Here is a 17,472-nt window from a genome sequence, read left to right on the forward strand (position 1 = left end):
CTGCTCCCCTAGAACAGATCGATCGGCGCCGATTCGTCCGCTGGCAGCGGGCTGCCTGGGGGTGGGCTGCCGCCGAGTTCGTTCACGCTAGGCGGCGTGTCTTCGCTCTTGAACAGCTCGAAGAACGCACCCGGCGTGCTTGGCGTCGCAGAGCGGCCACTGACCGGATCGATGCGCAGGCTAAGGATGCCGTCCGGTTCTGCCTGAACGTGTGGTGGCTTGTCCTTCAGCGCGGCGCTCATGTACTTCATCCAGATCGGCAGCGCGACCGTGCCGCCGAACTCATGACGACCGAGGCTTTCAGGCTGATCGAAACCGGTCCACACCGTGGTCACGTAGTCAGCGTTGTATCCCGTGAACCACGCATCTTTCGATTCGTTGGTGGTACCGGTTTTGCCTGCGATGTCCGGACGGTTCATGGCCAGGGCGCGGCGACCGGTGCCGCGCTTGATCACGTCCTGCAGCATGCTGTTGAGGATGTAAACCGTACGACCGTCAACAATCCGCTCCGCGACCACAGGGGCCGGCGCTGCGCCCGAAGTATCCAGTGCGTTCGGCACAACGTTGGCAGTCAGCGGTGGCGTGTCTGGCGCTGCGTAGGTCGCTGCGCTGCTGATGGCCGCTTCGCTGACCGCTTTCGGATTCGGGTCATTGGCGGGCACCGTCGGCGGGTTGGCGACGAACAGGGTTTTGCCTTCACGGTCCTCAATCTTCTGGATGAGGTACGGGCTGATCTTGTAGCCGCCGTTGGCAAACGCACTCCAGCCGCCGACGATTTCCATCGGCGTCAGGGTGGCTGTGCCCAGGGCCAGGGACAGGTTGGGCGGCAAGTCCTGTTTGTTGAAGCCAAAGCGCGTGATGTAGTTGATGGCCGTGTTCACGCCCAGGCTTTGCAGCAGGCGGATCGACACGAGGTTACGCGACTTGTACAACGCCTCGCGCAGCCGAATCGGACCGAGGAAGGTGCCCGTGTCGTTCTTCGGGCGCCAGACCTTGTCGATGGTTTCGTCGACGAACACGATCGGCGCGTCGTTGACCAGGCTGGCGGCGGTGTAGCCGTTATCCAGCGCTGCCGAGTACAGGAACGGTTTGAAGCTGGAGCCCGGCTGACGCTTGGCCTGCATTGCCCGGTTGTAGTTGCTCTGCTCGAACGCGAAACCGCCGACCAGCGCGCGAATCGCGCCGTTCTGCGGATCCAGCGAAACCAGCGCGCTCTGCGCCACCGGAAGCTGGCTGAACTTGAGCGAGTTGTCCGGCTGACGCTGCAAACGCACCAGATCGCCGACGTGGGTCACATCGCCAGGCTGCTTGGGATTGGCACCGACGCTGTTGGTGTTCAGGAACGCCTTGGCCCACTTCATGCTGTCCCAGGCGACGGTTTCTTCGTTCTCGCCGCTGCGGGTCAGTACGCGAATGCCGGTCTTGTCGACCTGGGTGACGATGGCCGGCTCCAGACCGCTGATCGGACGCTGTTTGCTCAGTTCCTGCACCCAGCCCTCGCGGGTCAGGCCGGGGAATCGGCTCTCAGGCCCGCGATAGCCATGGCGCTGGTCGTATTCGATCAGGCCGTCCTGCACCGCCTTGTTGGCATCTTCCTGCAAGCCGCTCGGCACGGTAGTGGTGACCCGGAAGCCTTCTGTGTAGGCTGCGCTGCCATAACGACCCACCATTTCGGCGCGCGCCATTTCAGCGATATACGGCGCGTTCACTTCAGGGCTCTGAACGTGGTAGCTGGCGTTGATCGGCTCGACAAGGGCGGTCTGGTAGGTGTTCTGGTCGATTTTCCCCAGCTTGAACATGCGGCCCAGAATCCAGTCGCGGCGCTCTTTGGCGCGCACCGGATTGGCCAATGGGTTGAATCGTGACGGCGCCTTGGGCAGGCCGGCAATCATTGCCATCTGCGCAACGCTCAGGTCGCGGATGGATTTGCCGTAGTACACCTGTGCTGCGGCCTCGATGCCGTAAGCCCGGTTACCCAGATAGATCTTGTTGACGTACAGCTCGAGAATCTCGTCCTTGGTAAGTTGGCGCTCGATTTGCAAGGCCAAGAGAATCTCGGTGGTTTTGCGCGAAAAACTGCGCTCGCTGGTCAGGAAATAGTTTTTCGCGACCTGCATGGTGATGGTCGAGCCGCCGGACTGAATGTGACCGCTCTTGACCAATTGGCTGGCCGCGCGCATCAGGCTGCTCGGGTCCACGCCGTAGTGGTTCTCGAAGTTATCGTCTTCGGCAGACAGCAAGGCGTGAATGAAATTGGGGGGAATGTCGGCGAAACGGATGGGAGAGCGGCGCATTTCGCCGAACTCTGCAATCAGCTTGCCGTCGCTGCTGAACACTCGCAGCGGGATCTGCAGCTGGATATTGCGCAGCGCATCGACCGAGGGCAGGTTCGGGGCCAGGTAGAGGAAGGCGCCGCTCAGGCCGAGCACCAGCCCGCAGACGACCGCGACGATGGACCACCAGACAAACTTCAGCAGGCGTATCAAGGCTTTTGGATTTCCAGAAAAAAGAATGAGTTAGACGCAGGCATTTACAAATGAACACGCCTTGAAGCTTCGCTACACGAAAAAAACGCTGGGCATTATAAGCATTTTTCGTCGTCGAGCGTTATTTGCGCTACTGTCAAGTCAGCCGACAGTGGCACTGGACTAGAAATCATCCGTAAGTGACGGAAACGCATAGGGAATCGGTTGTGTTCGAACTCTTCAGTAAGAAGGCCAACACCCTTCTAGGGATCGATATTAGCTCCACCTCGGTCAAGCTCCTGGAGCTAAGTCGGTCCGGCAACCGTTACAAGGTCGAGTCTTATGCGGTCGAACCGCTGCCGGCCAACGCAGTGGTCGAAAAGAACATCGCGGAGCTCGAAGGTGTCGGCAGTGCTTTGACGCGCCTGCTGGTAAAAGCCAAGAGTAACGTCAAAATCGCGGCGGTTGCCGTTGCAGGTTCGGCTGTTATTACCAAGACCATCGAGATGGACGCAGGCCTTTCCGACGACGAGATGGAAAACCAGCTCAAGATCGAGGCCGACCAGTACATTCCCTATCCGCTGGAAGAAGTCGCCATCGATTTCGAAGTCCAAGGCTACTCGACGCGTAATCCCGAACGCGTCGAAGTATTGCTGGCGGCTTGCCGCAAGGAAAACGTAGAAGTGCGCGAAGCCGCGCTGGCACTGGCCGGGCTGACCGCTCGCGTCGTCGACGTTGAAGCTTATGCCTTGGAGCGCTCGTTCGGTCTGTTGTCTGCGCAACTGGGCCAAGATCACGAACAGTTGACGGTCGCCGTCATCGACATCGGCGCGACCATGACCACCCTCAGCGTGCTGCACAATGGCCGCATCATTTATACCCGCGAACAATTATTTGGCGGTCGCCAGCTCACCGAAGAAATCCAGCGCCGTTATGGTTTGTCCGTCAGCGAGGCCGGGCTTGCGAAAAAGCAGGGCGGGCTCCCCGACGACTACGTCATGGAAGTTCTGCAGCCGTTCAAAGACGCCGTGGTGCAGCAGGTGTCCCGTTCGCTGCAGTTTTTCTTCGCGGCCGGGCAGTACAACCGCGTCGACTACATCATGCTGGCCGGCGGCACCGCCTCTATTTCCGGTCTTGATCGGCTGATCCAGGAGCGCCTGGGCACGCCAACGCTGGTGGCAAACCCCTTTGCCGACATGGCGCTGAGCGTCAAGGTTAACGCCGGCGCGCTCGCCAGCGATGCGCCTGCACTGATGATCGCGTGCGGTCTGGCCCTGAGGAGCTTCGACTGATGGCACGGATCAACTTACTTCCCTGGCGTGAGCAGCAGCGCGAGGAGCGCAAGAAGCGCTTCATTCTGGCGCTGGCCGGTGTGCTGGTGCTGGGCATCGGCGCCATTCTTTTGGCTGATCAATATTTGAGCAGTGCCATCGCCCATCAGAACGCCCGCAATCAATTCGTCAGGACCGAAATCGTCCAGCTCGACGCGCGCATCAAAGAGATCAGTGAGCTCAAGGCGCGTCGCAAACAATTGCTGGAGCGGATGAAGATCATTCAGGACCTGCAGGGCAACCGGCCGATCATCGGGCGCATCTTCGATCAGATGGCTCGTACCCTCCCCGATGGCGTCTATTTCAACGACGTGAAGATGACCGGCCAGATGATCAGCATTTCCGGCGCTGCCGAATCCAATAACCGGGTGTCGGACCTGCTGCGGAATCTGGATGCCTCTGACTGGCTGGAGTCGCCGAGTCTGACCGAGGTCAAGGCGAACACTGCGGCGGGTGGCGTGGATCAGACCAACACCTTTCAGTTGACGGTGCGCCAGACGCAGCCAGCCGTTGAGGGGGTCAAGCCATGAGCATGAATGATTGGCTCGATAGCCTCAAAAAGATCGACCTTAACGACCTGGACATCAATAACCTGGGTTCATGGCCTGCTGCGGTCAAGACCATTGCCGGCGCGCTGTTGCTGGCGCTGGTGCTGGCCGGTGGGTACTTCTTCTATATCCAGGACATGCAGACTCAGCTCGATCAGGCCCGTGGCGAAGAGACGGCGCTGAAAGAGCAGTTCGCGACCAAGGCCTACCAGGCTGCCAACCTTGCGGCCTACAAGAGCCAGATGGTGGAGATGGAAAACACCTTCGGCGCCTTGCTGCGGCAGTTGCCGAGCGACACTGAAGTCCCCGGCCTGCTTGAAGACATCACCCGCACCGGTCTGGGCAGCGGCCTGGAGTTCGAGGAGATCAAGCTGCTCCCTGAAGAGGCTCAGCAGTTTTATATTGAATTGCCGATCCAGATTACCGTAACAGGCAGTTATCACGACCTCGCGACCTTCGCCAGTGGCGTCGCCAGCCTGCCACGAATCGTGACGCTGCATGACTTCGAGATCAAACCGCTGGACGCCAAGTCCCCCGGAAAGCTGCGCATGAGCATCCTTGCCAAGACCTACCGGTATAACGACAAAGGTCTTCAGAACGTCGACACGAAAGGGCCAGCGAAATGAGCGCGGTGCGTTGGTTGTGCGTAGGCGTCACGCTGATGGGGCTGGCGGGTTGCGACAGCTCGAACGAATTTGACGATCTCAAGCAGTTCATGGCCGAGGTGCGCGCACGGCCGGTGGGCACCATCGAGCCGATGCCCAAGTTCCGGCCGTATGAGGCCTTTACCTATGCGGCGGCGAGTTTGCGCAGTCCGTTTCAGCCGCCGATCAAGATCGATCTGGTTAACCGTCCGAAGGGCTCGCACCTGGTGCAGCCTGATCCGACGCGGGTGAAGCAGTTCCTCGAAGGCTTCAACATCGACTCCTTCGAAATGGTCGGCACGTTGAGCAATGAAACCGGCACGTTCGCGCTGCTTCGCGGAGCGGGGGGCGTGCATCGGGTGAAAGTGGGCGATTACCTGGGGCGTAACGATGGCCGGATCACGGCGATCACCGACTCGGCGGTGCAAGTGATGGAAATCGTTCCGGATGGAGAGGGCGCGTGGCTTGAGCGACCGCTCAGTATTTCCCTCAAGGAACGCTCATGAAGACGGCAAGCAAGCGAAGCACCTTCGGATCTGCACAGTGGTGGAATGTGAACATGAACAGGATTCTTTCGATTATCGGCCTGTCGCTAGGGATGGCGATGCTTTCACCGGTTGTCCAGGCGGCTAACCTCAAGACGCTGGATGTCGCCGCATTGCCGGGGGATCGAGTCGAACTGAAACTGTCCTTCGACGGTCCGGTGGCGGCGCCGCGCGGCTACACCACCGAGCAGCCGGCACGAATCGCGCTGGACCTGCCTGGGGTGACCAGCCAACTGGCGATCAAAAGCCGTGACCTGGGTTCAGGCAACGCCCACAGCGTTGTGGTCGTCGAAGCCAAGGACCGCACGCGGGTGATCATCAACCTCACCACGCTCGCGCCCTATAGCTCGCGTGTCGACGGCAACAACCTGTTCGTCGTCGTGGGCCAGGGCGCTGCTGCGGCCCAGGGCTCGCAGCCAAGTACCGCCATGGGCGCGGCGCGAGTGAGTGTGCCTGCCGCGCAATCGGCAAAACCTGTTGCCCGCTCGTACGCGCCAGGCCCACGGTCGGTGAAAAACGTCGACTTCCAGCGCGGCGAGTTGGGTGAAGGCAACGTCATCATCGAGCTGAGCGACACCGGCATTGCCCCGGACATTCAGGAGCAGGGCGGCAAGATCCGCGTCGACTTCGCCAAAACCCAGTTGCCTGAACCCCTGCGCGTACGTCTGGACGTCAAGGATTTCGCGACCCCGGTGCAGTTCGTCAATTCCAGCGCCACGGGTGACAAGGCCAGTATTTCCATCGAGCCGTCCGGCGCGTTCGACTACTCCGCTTACCAGACCGACAACAAGCTGACCATCAGCGTGCGTCCCCTGACCAACGAAGATCAGGAGCGCCGCAATTCGGAAAAACTGGTCTACACCGGCGAGAAGCTGTCGCTGAATTTCCAGGACATCGACGTGCGTTCGGTGCTGCAACTGATCGCTGATTTCACCAACCTCAATCTGGTGGCCAGCGACACCGTTCAGGGCGGCATCACCCTTCGCCTGCAAAACGTACCGTGGGATCAGGCGCTGGATCTTGTGCTCAAGACCAAGGGCCTGGACAAGCGCAAGATCGGCAACGTGTTGCTGGTCGGGCCGGCCGACGAAATCGCCGCGCGGGAGCGTCAAGAGCTGGAGTCCCTGAAGCAGATTTCCGAGTTGGCCCCACTGCGTCGCGAGTTGCTGCAGGTTAACTACGCCAAGGCCGCCGACATCGCCAAGCTGTTCCAGTCGGTCACCAGCGCTGAATCGAAGACCGATGAGCGCGGTTCGATTACGGTCGATGAGCGCACCAACAACATCATTGCCTACCAGACCCAGGACCGTCTGGACGAGCTGCGCCGCATCGTTTCGCAACTGGACATTCCGGTGCGCCAAGTGATGATCGAGGCGCGCATCGTCGAGGCCAACGTCGATTACGACAAGTCTCTGGGCGTGCGCTGGGGTGGTTCGAGCAGCAAGGGCAATTTCACCACCGGCGGCAGCGGCACCGTGACCGGCGCAGCAGCGACCAACGGTCCCTATGTCGACATGGGCGTAACCGACGCCACCTCGTCGATCGGTCTGGGCTTCCTGACCAACAACACGATTCTTGACCTTGAGCTGACCGCGATGGAAAAGAGCGGCAACGGCGAAGTGGTCTCGCAGCCGAAGGTCGTTACCTCGGACAAGGAAACCGCGAAAATCCTGAAAGGTACGGAAGTGCCGTATCAGGAGGCCAGTTCCAGCGGCGCGACGTCGGTGTCGTTCAAAGAGGCGTCGCTGTCCCTGGAAGTGACCCCGCAGATCACGCCTGACAACCGCATCATCATGGAGGTCAAGGTCACGAAAGATGAGCCTGACTACGTGAATACGGTGCTGGGTGTGCCACCGATCAAGAAAAACGAAGTCAACGCCAAGGTGCTGGTGGCCGATGGCGAGACCATCGTAATTGGTGGCGTGTTCTCGAATACGCAGAGTAAAGTCGTCGACAAGGTGCCATTTTTAGGCGATGTGCCGTATGTTGGCCGCCTTTTCCGGCGCGATGTGGTTTCGGAGTCAAAATCCGAGCTGTTGGTGTTTCTCACTCCGCGTATCATGAACAACCAGGCGATTGCTGTGAGTCGTTGATTCTGTGCGAAATTTAATTCTTGTGGGGCCGATGGGGGCTGGTAAAAGCACCATCGGCCGCTTGCTGGCCAAAGAGCTTCGACTGCCGTTCAAGGATTCCGACAAGGAAATCGAGCTGCGAACGGGCGCCAATATTCCCTGGATCTTCGACAAGGAAGGCGAGGCGGGTTTTCGTGATCGTGAACAGGCGATGATCGCCGAGCTCTCCGCACTGGACGGCGTAGTCGTGGCCACCGGCGGAGGCGCAGTCATGCGCGAAGAAAATCGCCGCGCCCTGCATGCCGGTGGTCGGGTGGTGTATTTGCACGCTTCCGTTGAGCAGCAGGTGGGCCGGACCTCGCGGGATCGCAATCGCCCATTGTTGCGCACGGCTGACCCGGCCCGGGTGCTGCGCGAACTGCTGGCGATCCGCGATCCGCTGTACCGCGAGATCGCCGATGTCATCATCGAAACCGATGAGCGGCCCCCGCGAATGGTGGTTATCGACATCCTCGCTCTGCTGGCCGAGCTTCCTCCCCGTTAAAGCGCAGACGGAAATGCGCTATCCTCGGCGACCATCAAAAGTGGGGTCGCTACATGGCCTTGCGCCATAGCCGGTGTTGGCGTTTTTCAAGACGTGCACAGGCAACCAATTGTTAACAGCGTGGGGACACATGCAGACACTCAAGGTCGAGCTTGGCGAACGCAGCTACCCGATCCATATCGGCGAAGGCTTGCTGGATCAGCCCGAGTTGCTCAAGCCGTACATTGCCGGTAAACAGGTGGCGATCGTCTCCAACGCCACCGTTGCGCCGCTCTACATGGAACGCCTCACCCGATCCCTCGCCGGTTACAGCGTCTTGCCGATCGTGCTTCCCGACGGTGAAGCCTTCAAGAACTGGGAAACCCTGCAAACCATCTTCGACGCGTTGCTCACCGCACGCCACGACCGCCGCACCACGGTGATTGCGCTGGGCGGAGGCGTTATCGGTGATATGGCCGGCTTTGCGGCTGCCTGTTACCAGCGCGGCGTCGAATTCATTCAAGTGCCGACCACACTGCTCTCCCAGGTCGATTCTTCGGTCGGTGGCAAAACCGGCATCAATCACCCGCTGGGCAAAAACATGGTGGGTGCTTTCTATCAGCCCAATGCGGTGCTGATCGACACGTTGTCGCTGAACACCCTGCCTGAACGCGAACTGTCCGCCGGTCTTGCCGAGGTCATCAAATACGGTTTGATCTGTGACGAACCGTTCCTGACGTGGCTCGAAGAGAACATGGACAAGCTGCGCGGGCTGGATCAGGTCACTCTGACGAGGGCAATCGAGCGCTCGTGCGCCGCCAAGGCGGCTGTCGTTGGCGCCGATGAGCGCGAGTCCGGCGTGCGTGCCACGCTGAACCTCGGCCACACCTTCGGCCATGCCATCGAAACCCACATGGGTTACGGCGTGTGGCTGCACGGCGAGGCGGTGGCGACAGGCACGGTGATGGCGCTGGAAATGTCGGCGCGTCTGGGCTGGATCAGCGAGCAGGAACGTGACCGCGGCATCCGTATTTTTCAGCGCGCCGGCTTGCCGGTGGTTCCGCCGCAAGACATGACGCCCGAGCACTTCCTCGAGCACATGGCGGTGGACAAAAAGGTCATTGACGGTCGTCTGCGTCTGGTGCTGTTGCGTCGCATCGGTGAAGCAGTGGTAACTGACGAATATCCACAAGAAGTACTACAGGCCACACTGGTCGCGGACTACCGCGCCTTGGTGGATCAGCTTAGAGGTTAATGAGAAATCCATGACTAGTTTGCACGCCGATGAGGCCTTCCTCGGTCATTACCAGTTGAGTCATGACCCCTTTGCAACGCGGGTTCCCGGCTTCAAGTTCTTCCCCGCACAGCGCAAGCCCGTGCTGGGCCAGCTGCATCACCTCGCGCGCTACAGCCAGCTGCTGCTGGTCGTGACCGGGCCTCAGGGCAGCGGCAAAACGCTGTTGCGTCAGGCGCTGGTGGCGAGCACCAACAAGCAGTCGGTGCAGAGCGTTGTGGTGTCGGCGCGTGGCGCCGGTGATGCGACGGGCGTGCTGCGCCAGGTTGCCCAGGCGCTGAACGTCGCTCAAGCGGAAATGCGCCCGATCCTGGCGCAGGTCGTGCAGTTGGCGCTGACCGGCCAGGAAGTCTACATCCTGGTGGACGATGCCGAACAACTGGGCGAATCCGCACTCGAAGCGTTGTTGGGATTGGCAGCAGGCACCCCGGAAGGGCGTCCGCATGTCTTCCTGTTCGGCGAGGCTTCGATCATTGATCGCCTGGATCAGCTGTGCGCCGAGAGCGGTACCGAGGAAGAACGCTTCCACGTTATCGAGCTGGCGCCGTATACCGAAGAAGAAACCCGTGAGTATCTGGCTCAGCGTCTCGACGGCGCAGGGCAGGGTGTTGAGTTGTTCAGCGCCGCGCAGATCACTGATATCCACGAGCAGTCCGGTGGATGGCCAGGCGCGATCAACCAGGTCGCGCGCGATTCGATGATCGAAGCCATGATTGCCAGCCGCTCTGCGGTCAAGCGTCCAAGTATGGGGTTCAAAATGCCTAAGAAACACGTGTTGGCTTTGGGTGGGGTTGTTGTCGCAGCCGTTCTGGCGGCGTGGCTGATTCCAGGCCGCAGCAACGCTCCTGCCACGGCGCCAGCCAACTCCCAGGCTCAACTGCCTCTGGGTCAGGGCCAGGCGCCTGCGCAACAATCGAACAACGGTGGCCCGGCCATCGAGTTCGCCGGTAATTCGCAACCGATGCCGCTGCCCATGAATGGCTCGCAGCCTGCGACCCGCGCGCCGCTGGCTGAAGCTGCGGGCTCGGGCGAGGGTGATGGCGAAGATGGCGGTCCTGCGGCTAATCAATCGCTGCAGCCGCCGACCGTGACCACCACTGCGCCACCGGTGGGCGCGACGGCAAGTCCTGCGCCGACCGTGGCGCAGCAGCCGGTCCCGGCAACGCGTCCGGCCCCGGCCGCCAAGCCGACGCCCGCTCCGGCCCCTGCCGCGAAACCTGCGCCGGCGCCGACCCAGGTGGCCACCGCCAAACCTGCCCCGGCACCGGCGGCCAAGCCGGCAGCTGCAGCGTCTGGCGCGGCGGGCAGCGGCTGGTATGCGGGTCAGGCACCGACGCATTACGTGGTGCAGATCCTCGGCACCAGCTCCGAAGCCACCGCTCAGAGCTACGTGAAAGAGCAGGGCGCCGAGTACCGTTACTTCAAGAAAACCCTGCAGGGCAAGCCTCTGTTCGTGGTGACGTACGGCAGCTTCGCAGACCGCAATGCGGCACTGACCGCTATCAAGGCCTTGCCAGAGAAGGTTCAGGCTGGTAAACCTTGGCCTCGTACTGTCGGCAGTATCCAACAGGAACTCGCCGCCGCCCGCTGATGACGCAGGGACCTTATCCAGGTCCCTCGCTTGGCCCTCCCGATATCACGCATGAGCGCGCTGCCAACGAGCAGCGCGCCTTGCGGTGTCTGCGTCTCAGACGCGCATTGATCTTCGGGCTCTCATTGGTCAGACTCGCAAAAAAGCTCTGGCTAGCACGAGAATCGATATAAAACCTTTCATGAATGCGACATAAATTTGCGACACTTCGTCGTCAAATTTGTGAGGACTTGTGTCGCTGTGTACAATGACCTCCCTTTTGCTCCCGCAAAGCCGGCATACGTTCGGCGTGGATGGTAAATGGTTGAATTGAAAAGAAATTTGCCTCGTTAAGGGGCAGCCTGGTGAGAATGTGTCTATGAAAGCAGGTCTGTACCATCCAGAAGAATTCAAGGATAACTGTGGTTTCGGCCTGATCGCCCATATGCAAGGCGAGCCCAGTCATCACCTGTTGCAGACGGCTATCGAAGCCCTGACCTGCATGACCCACCGTGGTGGTATCAACGCCGACGGTAAGACCGGTGACGGTTGCGGGCTGTTGATGCAAAAACCGGACACCTTCCTGCGTGCAGTGGCCACCGAGCATTTCGGCGTTGACCTGCCGCGTCAGTATTGCGCTGGCATGGTCTTCCTCAATCAGGACGACGCCAGGGCCGAAGCCGCCCGCGAAAACATGAACCGTGAAATCCTGGCGGCCGGCCTGACCCTGATCGGCTGGCGCCAGGTGCCGATCGACACCAGCGTCCTGGGTCGTCTGGCCCTTGAGCGTCTGCCGAAGATCGAGCAGGTGTTCATCGGCGGCGAAGGCCTGAGCGATCAGGAATTCGCAATCAAGCTGTTCTGCGCACGTCGTCGCTCCTCGGTGGCCAACGCCGCCGACACTGACCACTACATCTGCAGCTTTTCCCACAAGACCATCATCTACAAAGGCCTGATGATGCCGCGTGACCTCACGGCATTCTTCCCGGACCTCAACGACGAACGCCTGCAAACCGCGATCTGCGTGTTCCACCAGCGCTTCTCGACCAACACCCTGCCGAAATGGCCGCTGGCACAGCCGTTCCGCTTCCTCGCGCACAATGGCGAGATCAACACCATCACCGGTAACCGCAACTGGGCCCAGGCCCGTCGCACCAAGTTCACCAACGACCTGATGGACCTCGACGAGCTGGGCCCGCTGGTCAACCGCGTGGGTTCCGACTCTTCGAGCATGGACAACATGCTCGAGCTGATGGTGACCGGTGGCATCGACCTGTTCCGTGGCGTGCGCATGCTCGTGCCGCCGGCGTGGCAGAACGTCGAAACCATGGACCCGGATCTGCGCGCGTTCTACGAATTCAACTCCATGCACATGGAACCGTGGGACGGCCCGGCCGGCATCGTCATGACCGAAGGTCGCCATGCGGTCTGCCTGCTGGACCGTAACGGCCTGCGCCCTGCGCGCTGGGTCACCACCAAGAACGGCTACATCACCCTCGCGTCGGAAATCGGCGTGTGGAACTACAAGCCGGAAGACGTTATCGCCAAGGGCCGTGTCGGTCCGGGCCAGATCTTCGCCGTGGACACCGAAACCGGGCAGATCCTCGATACCGATGCCATCGACAGCCGTCTGAAGTCGCGCCATCCGTACAAGCAGTGGCTGCGCAAAAACGCCCTGCGTATTCAGGCGACGCTGGAAGACCACGACCACGGTTCGGCGTTCTACAACCCGGATCAGCTCAAGCAGTACATGAAGATGTTCCAGGTCACGTTCGAAGAGCGTGATCAGATCCTGCGCCCACTGGGTGAGCAGGGTCAGGAAGCGGTCGGCTCCATGGGCGATGACACGCCGATGGCGGTCTTGTCGCGTCGTGTCCGCACGCCGTACGACTATTTCCGTCAGCAGTTCGCGCAGGTCACCAACCCGCCGATCGACCCGCTGCGCGAAGCCATCGTCATGTCGCTGGAAGTCTGCCTCGGTGCCGAGCGCAACATTTTCCAGGAATCGCCTGAGCACGCGTCTCGCGTGATCCTCAGCTCGCCGGTCATTTCCCCGGCCAAGTGGCGCTCGCTGATGACCCTGGATCGTCCGGGCTTTGATCGTCAGATCATCGACCTGAACTACGACGAAGCCATGGGCCTGGAAGCGGCCGTGCGTAACATCGCCGATCAGGCTGAAGAGGCCGTGCGTTCGGGCAAGACCCAGATCGTCTTGAGCGACCGCCATATCGCGCCGCGCAAACTGCCGATTCACGCGTCGCTGGCCACCGGTGCGGTGCATCACCGTTTGACCGAAAAAGGCCTGCGCTGCGACAGCAACATCCTGGTCGAGACCGCAACAGCACGCGACCCGCACCATTTCGCCGTGCTGATCGGCTTCGGCGCCTCGGCGGTCTATCCGTTCCTGGCGTACGAAGTGCTGGGCGACCTGATCCGTACCGGCGAAGTGCTGGGCGATCTGTACGAAGTCTTCAAGAACTACCGCAAAGGCATCACCAAAGGCCTGCTGAAGATCCTGTCGAAGATGGGCATCTCGACCGTCGCTTCGTACCGTGGCGCGCAGCTTTTCGAAGCCATTGGCCTGTCGGAAGAAGTCTGTGACCTGAGCTTCCGTGGCGTGCCGAGCCGCATCAAGGGCGCGCGTTTCGTCGATATCGAAGCCGAGCAGAAAGCTCTGGCCTTCGAAGCCTGGAGCGCGCGCAAGCCGATCCAGCAGGGCGGGCTGCTGAAGTTTGTCTACGGTGGCGAATACCACGCCTATAACCCTGATGTGGTGGCGACGCTGCAAGCCGCCGTTCAGCAGGGTGATTACGCTAAATTCAAGGAATACACAGCGCTGGTGGACAACCGTCCGGTGTCGATGATCCGTGACCTGCTCAAGGTCAGAGAGCTCGACACGCCGCTGGGCATCGATGAAATCGAACCGCTTGAAGCCATTTTGAAGCGCTTCGACTCGGCGGGTATCTCGCTGGGCGCGCTGTCGCCGGAAGCCCACGAAGCGCTGGCCGAGGCGATGAACCGTCTGGGCGCGCGCTCCAACTCCGGTGAGGGCGGCGAAGATCCGGCGCGCTACGGCACCATCCGCAGCTCCAAGATCAAACAGATCGCGACCGGCCGTTTTGGCGTAACGCCTGAGTACCTGGTCAACGCCGACGTGCTGCAGATCAAAGTCGCCCAGGGCGCCAAGCCGGGCGAGGGTGGTCAATTGCCGGGCGGCAAGGTCAACGGCCTGATCGCCAAGCTGCGTTACGCAGTGCCGGGCGTGACGCTGATTTCGCCGCCGCCGCACCACGACATCTACTCCATCGAAGACTTGTCGCAGCTGATCTTTGACCTCAAGCAGGTCAATCCGGCCGCGCTGGTCTCGGTCAAGCTGGTGGCTGAAGCAGGCGTGGGCACGATTGCGGCCGGTGTGGCCAAGGCCTACGCCGACCTGATCACCATCTCCGGCTATGACGGCGGCACCGGTGCGTCGCCGCTGTCGTCCATCAAATACGCGGGCTCGCCATGGGAAATCGGCCTGGCTGAGACCCACCAGACCCTGCGCGGCAACGACCTGCGCGGCAAGGTCCGGGTACAGACGGACGGCGGCCTGAAAACCGGCCTGGATGTGATCAAGGCAGCCATCCTTGGCGCCGAAAGCTTCGGCTTTGGTACGGCGCCAATGATCGCGCTGGGCTGCAAATACCTGCGCATCTGCCACCTGAACAACTGCGCCACCGGCGTCGCGACCCAGAACGACAAGCTGCGCAAGGACCACTACATCGGCACCGTCGACATGGTGATCAACTTCTTCACCTACGTGGCTGAAGAAACCCGCGAGTGGCTGGCGAAGCTGGGCGTTCGTTCGCTGGAAGAGCTGATCGGGCGTACCGACCTGCTGGACATCCTGCCGGGTGAAACCGCCAAGCAGCAGCATCTGGACCTGACGCCCCTGCTGGGCAGCGACCACATTCCGGCCGACAAACCGCAGTTCAGCCAGGTTGATCGCAACCCGCCGTTCGACAAAGGCCTGCTGGCCGAGAAGATGGTGGAACTGGCGATCTCTGCCATTCAGGCCAAGAGCGGCGGCGACTACGAACTGGATATCTGCAACTGCGACCGCTCCATCGGTGCGCGGATTTCCGGCGAAATCGCCAAGCTCCACGGCAACCAGGGCATGAACGACGCGCCGGTGACTTTCCGCTTCAAGGGCACGGCCGGTCAGAGCTTTGGCGTGTGGAACGCAGGCGGTCTGAACATGTACCTGGAAGGCGACGCCAACGACTACGTCGGCAAAGGCATGACCGCTGGCAAGCTGGTGATCGTGCCGCCGAAAGGCAGCCCGTTCAAGACCCAGGACAGCGCCATCATCGGTAACACCTGCCTGTACGGCGCTACCGGCGGCAAGCTGTTCGCGGCGGGCACGGCAGGTGAGCGTTTCGCGGTGCGTAACTCCGGCGCTCACACCGTTGTGGAAGGCACGGGCGATCACTGCTGCGAATACATGACCGGCGGTTTCGTCTGCGTGCTGGGCAAGACCGGCTACAACTTCGGCTCAGGCATGACCGGCGGCTTCGCCTACGTGCTCGACCAGGACAACACCTTCGTTGACCGGGTCAACCACGAACTGGTCGAGATCCAGCGCATCAGCGGCGAAGCGATGGAAGCCTATCGCAGCCATCTGGAGCGCGTGCTGGCCGAATACGTGACCGAAACCGACAGTGAGTGGGGCCGCAATCTCTGGGAAAACCTGGACGACTACCTGCGCCGCTTCTGGCTGGTGAAGCCGAAGGCCGCCAACTTGAAGTCGCTGTTGTCCAGCACCCGCGCGAATCCGCAATAACAGCAGCTGCGAGCGGCAAGCTTCAAGCCGCAAGTTAACGGCAGCGCGCGAGTGCCTGCGAACATGATTTTCTTGCAGCTCCAAGCGTGGCGCTTGGGGCTGTAGTCAGGAGTTCTAACACCATGGCTGAACGTCTCAGTAACGACTTCCAGTTCATCGAAGTCGGGCGTAAAGATCCGAAGAAGAAACTGCTGCGTCAGCGCAAGAAAGAGTTCGTGGAGATCTACGAACCTTTCAAGCCTCAGCAGTCCGCCGATCAGGCGCACCGTTGCCTGGGTTGCGGCAACCCGTACTGTGAATGGAAATGCCCTGTGCATAACTTCATTCCCAACTGGCTGAAGCTGGTCTCCGAGGGCAACATCCTCGCGGCCGCCGAGCTGTCGCACCAGACCAACACCCTGCCGGAAGTTTGCGGCCGTGTGTGCCCGCAGGATCGTCTGTGCGAGGGCGCGTGCACCCTCAACGACGGCTTCGGCGCGGTGACCATTGGTTCGGTCGAGAAGTACATCACCGATACGGCCTTCGCCATGGGCTGGCGCCCGGACATGTCCCGCGTCGTGCCCAACGGCAAGCGCGTGGCTATCATCGGCGCAGGGCCTGCGGGTCTTGGTTGCGCTGACGTTCTAGTGCGTGGCGGCGTGAAGCCGGTGGTGTTCGACAAGAACCCGGAGATCGGCGGTCTGCTGACCTTCGGTATTCCCGAGTTCAAGCTCGAGAAGAGCGTGCTGAGCAATCGCCGCGAAGTGTTCACCGGCATGGGCATCGAGTTCCGCCTCAACACCGAGATCGGCAAGGACATCACCGTCGAGCAGTTGCTGGAAGAGTACGACGCGGTGTTCATGGGCATGGGCACGTACACGTACATGAAGGGTGGCTTCCCCGGTGAAGACTTGCCGGGCGTGCACGACGCGCTGGATTTCCTGATCGCCAACGTCAACCGCAACATGGGCTTTGAAAAGTCGCCGGAAGATTTCGTCGACATGAAGGGCAAGAAAGTCGTGGTACTGGGCGGCGGTGACACGGCGATGGACTGCAACCGCACATCGATCCGCCAGGGCGCCAAGTCAGTGACCTGCGCCTATCGCCGCGACGAAGAAAACATGCCGGGCTCGCGCAAGGAAGTGAAGAATGCCAAGGAAGAGGGCGTAAGGTTCCTGTACAACCGTCAGCCCATCGCCATCGTGGGCGAGGATCGGGTCGAAGGCGTGAAAGTCGTCGAAACGCGCCTGGGCGAGCCGGATGCGCGAGGCCGTCGCAGCCCGGAGCCGATTCCGGGTTCCGAAGAGATCATCCCGGCGGATGCCGTGGTCATCGCCTTCGGCTTCCGGCCAAGCCCGGCATTGTGGTTCGATCCGCAGGGTATCCAGGTCGACAGCCAGGGCCGTGTCGTGGCGCCGGAGCAGGGCCAGTTCAAGCACCAGACCAGCAACCCGAAGATCTTCGCCGGCGGCGACATGGTGCGCGGGTCTGATCTGGTGGTGACGGCGATCTTTGAAGGCCGCAACGCGGCTGAAGGGATTCTGGATTATCTGGGCGTCTGATTGACGCAAGCTGCAAGCTGCAAGCTGCAAGCGCCAAGCGCCAAGCGCCAAGCGCCAAGCGCCAAGCCACAAGCCACAAGCCAATGGCAGACGCTGATCTGCTTTTACTTGAAG

11 protein-coding genes are annotated in these 17,472 nt (G+C 61.1%); 10 read left to right on the forward strand and 1 reads right to left on the reverse strand.

Features of this window, described 5'->3' with window-relative positions; genetic code table 11:
• Window positions 1-8: 8 nt before the first annotated feature.
• Window positions 9-2,483 (reverse strand): penicillin-binding protein 1A, encoded by a 2,475-nt coding sequence (locus IFT99_RS06450; protein ID WP_446731119.1) that lies wholly within the window; start codon window positions 2,481-2,483, stop codon window positions 9-11.
• A gap of 209 nt (window positions 2,484-2,692) precedes the next feature.
• Here IFT99_RS06450 and IFT99_RS06455 point away from each other — a divergent pair, with 209 nt between their 5' ends.
• The 10 genes from IFT99_RS06455 to IFT99_RS06500 all read left to right on the forward strand — a co-directional run bounded on the left by IFT99_RS06455 (window position 2,693) and on the right by IFT99_RS06500 (window position 17,358).
• Window positions 2,693-3,757 carry a pilus assembly protein PilM gene (locus IFT99_RS06455; protein WP_065986628.1) on the forward strand — a complete coding sequence of 355 codons (1,065 nt, stop codon included), beginning with the start codon at window positions 2,693-2,695 and terminating at the stop codon, window positions 3,755-3,757.
• A complete protein-coding gene (locus IFT99_RS06460; RefSeq protein ID WP_192130910.1) occupies window positions 3,757-4,326 on the forward strand; it encodes a PilN domain-containing protein in 570 nt (189 codons plus the stop codon). The genes IFT99_RS06455 and IFT99_RS06460 overlap by 1 nt, the downstream gene beginning before the upstream one ends.
• The gene (gene pilO, locus IFT99_RS06465; RefSeq protein ID WP_065986624.1) at window positions 4,323-4,970 is read left to right on the forward strand and encodes a type 4a pilus biogenesis protein PilO; all 648 of its coding nucleotides are present in this window, start codon (window positions 4,323-4,325) and stop codon (window positions 4,968-4,970) included. The genes IFT99_RS06460 and pilO overlap by 4 nt, the downstream gene beginning before the upstream one ends.
• Window positions 4,967-5,494 (forward strand): pilus assembly protein PilP, encoded by a 528-nt coding sequence (locus IFT99_RS06470; protein WP_192130912.1) that lies wholly within the window; start codon window positions 4,967-4,969, stop codon window positions 5,492-5,494. The genes pilO and IFT99_RS06470 overlap by 4 nt, the downstream gene beginning before the upstream one ends.
• Window positions 5,495-5,547: 53 nt before the next feature.
• Window positions 5,548-7,626, forward strand: coding sequence for a type IV pilus secretin PilQ (pilQ, locus tag IFT99_RS06475; RefSeq protein WP_192130915.1), 2,079 nt, complete (start codon window positions 5,548-5,550; stop codon window positions 7,624-7,626).
• 4 nt (window positions 7,627-7,630) lie between these two features.
• Window positions 7,631-8,149, forward strand: coding sequence for a shikimate kinase AroK (gene aroK, locus IFT99_RS06480; RefSeq protein ID WP_065986620.1), 519 nt, complete (start codon window positions 7,631-7,633; stop codon window positions 8,147-8,149).
• A gap of 130 nt (window positions 8,150-8,279) precedes the next feature.
• Window positions 8,280-9,383 carry a 3-dehydroquinate synthase gene (aroB, locus tag IFT99_RS06485; RefSeq protein WP_192130917.1) on the forward strand — a complete coding sequence of 368 codons (1,104 nt, stop codon included), beginning with the start codon at window positions 8,280-8,282 and terminating at the stop codon, window positions 9,381-9,383.
• 10 nt (window positions 9,384-9,393) lie between these two features.
• On the forward strand, window positions 9,394-11,013 hold the full coding sequence (locus IFT99_RS06490; RefSeq protein ID WP_192130918.1) for an SPOR domain-containing protein: 1,620 nt from the start codon (window positions 9,394-9,396) through the stop codon (window positions 11,011-11,013).
• A 358-nt stretch (window positions 11,014-11,371) separates the two neighbouring features.
• Window positions 11,372-15,817 carry a glutamate synthase large subunit gene (gltB, locus tag IFT99_RS06495; protein ID WP_192130920.1) on the forward strand — a complete coding sequence of 1,482 codons (4,446 nt, stop codon included), beginning with the start codon at window positions 11,372-11,374 and terminating at the stop codon, window positions 15,815-15,817.
• A 122-nt stretch (window positions 15,818-15,939) separates the two neighbouring features.
• Window positions 15,940-17,358, forward strand: a complete 1,419-nt coding sequence (locus tag IFT99_RS06500; protein WP_065986613.1) for an FAD-dependent oxidoreductase — start codon at window positions 15,940-15,942, stop codon at window positions 17,356-17,358.
• The last annotated feature ends 114 nt before the right edge of the window (window positions 17,359-17,472 follow it).

The organism is Pseudomonas sp. CFBP 8772 (genome assembly GCF_014841665.1).
Taxonomy (GTDB): domain Bacteria; phylum Pseudomonadota; class Gammaproteobacteria; order Pseudomonadales; family Pseudomonadaceae; genus Aquipseudomonas; species Aquipseudomonas graminis_B.

Excerpts from the sequence above, each read along its gene's own strand:
- IFT99_RS06460 (WP_192130910.1), top strand. The coding sequence starts at position 3,757 with ATGGCACGGATCAACTTACTTCCCTGGCGTGAGCAGCAGCGCGAGGAG.
- pilO (WP_065986624.1), top strand. The coding sequence starts at position 4,323 with ATGAGCATGAATGATTGGCTCGATAGCCTCAAAAAGATCGACCTTAAC.
- IFT99_RS06470 (WP_192130912.1), top strand. The coding sequence starts at position 4,967 with ATGAGCGCGGTGCGTTGGTTGTGCGTAGGCGTCACGCTGATGGGGCTG.
- pilQ (WP_192130915.1), top strand. The coding sequence starts at position 5,548 with ATGAACAGGATTCTTTCGATTATCGGCCTGTCGCTAGGGATGGCGATG.
- aroB (WP_192130917.1), top strand. The coding sequence starts at position 8,280 with ATGCAGACACTCAAGGTCGAGCTTGGCGAACGCAGCTACCCGATCCAT.
- IFT99_RS06490 (WP_192130918.1), top strand. The coding sequence starts at position 9,394 with ATGACTAGTTTGCACGCCGATGAGGCCTTCCTCGGTCATTACCAGTTG.
- gltB (WP_192130920.1), top strand. The coding sequence starts at position 11,372 with ATGAAAGCAGGTCTGTACCATCCAGAAGAATTCAAGGATAACTGTGGT.
- IFT99_RS06500 (WP_065986613.1), top strand. The coding sequence starts at position 15,940 with ATGGCTGAACGTCTCAGTAACGACTTCCAGTTCATCGAAGTCGGGCGT.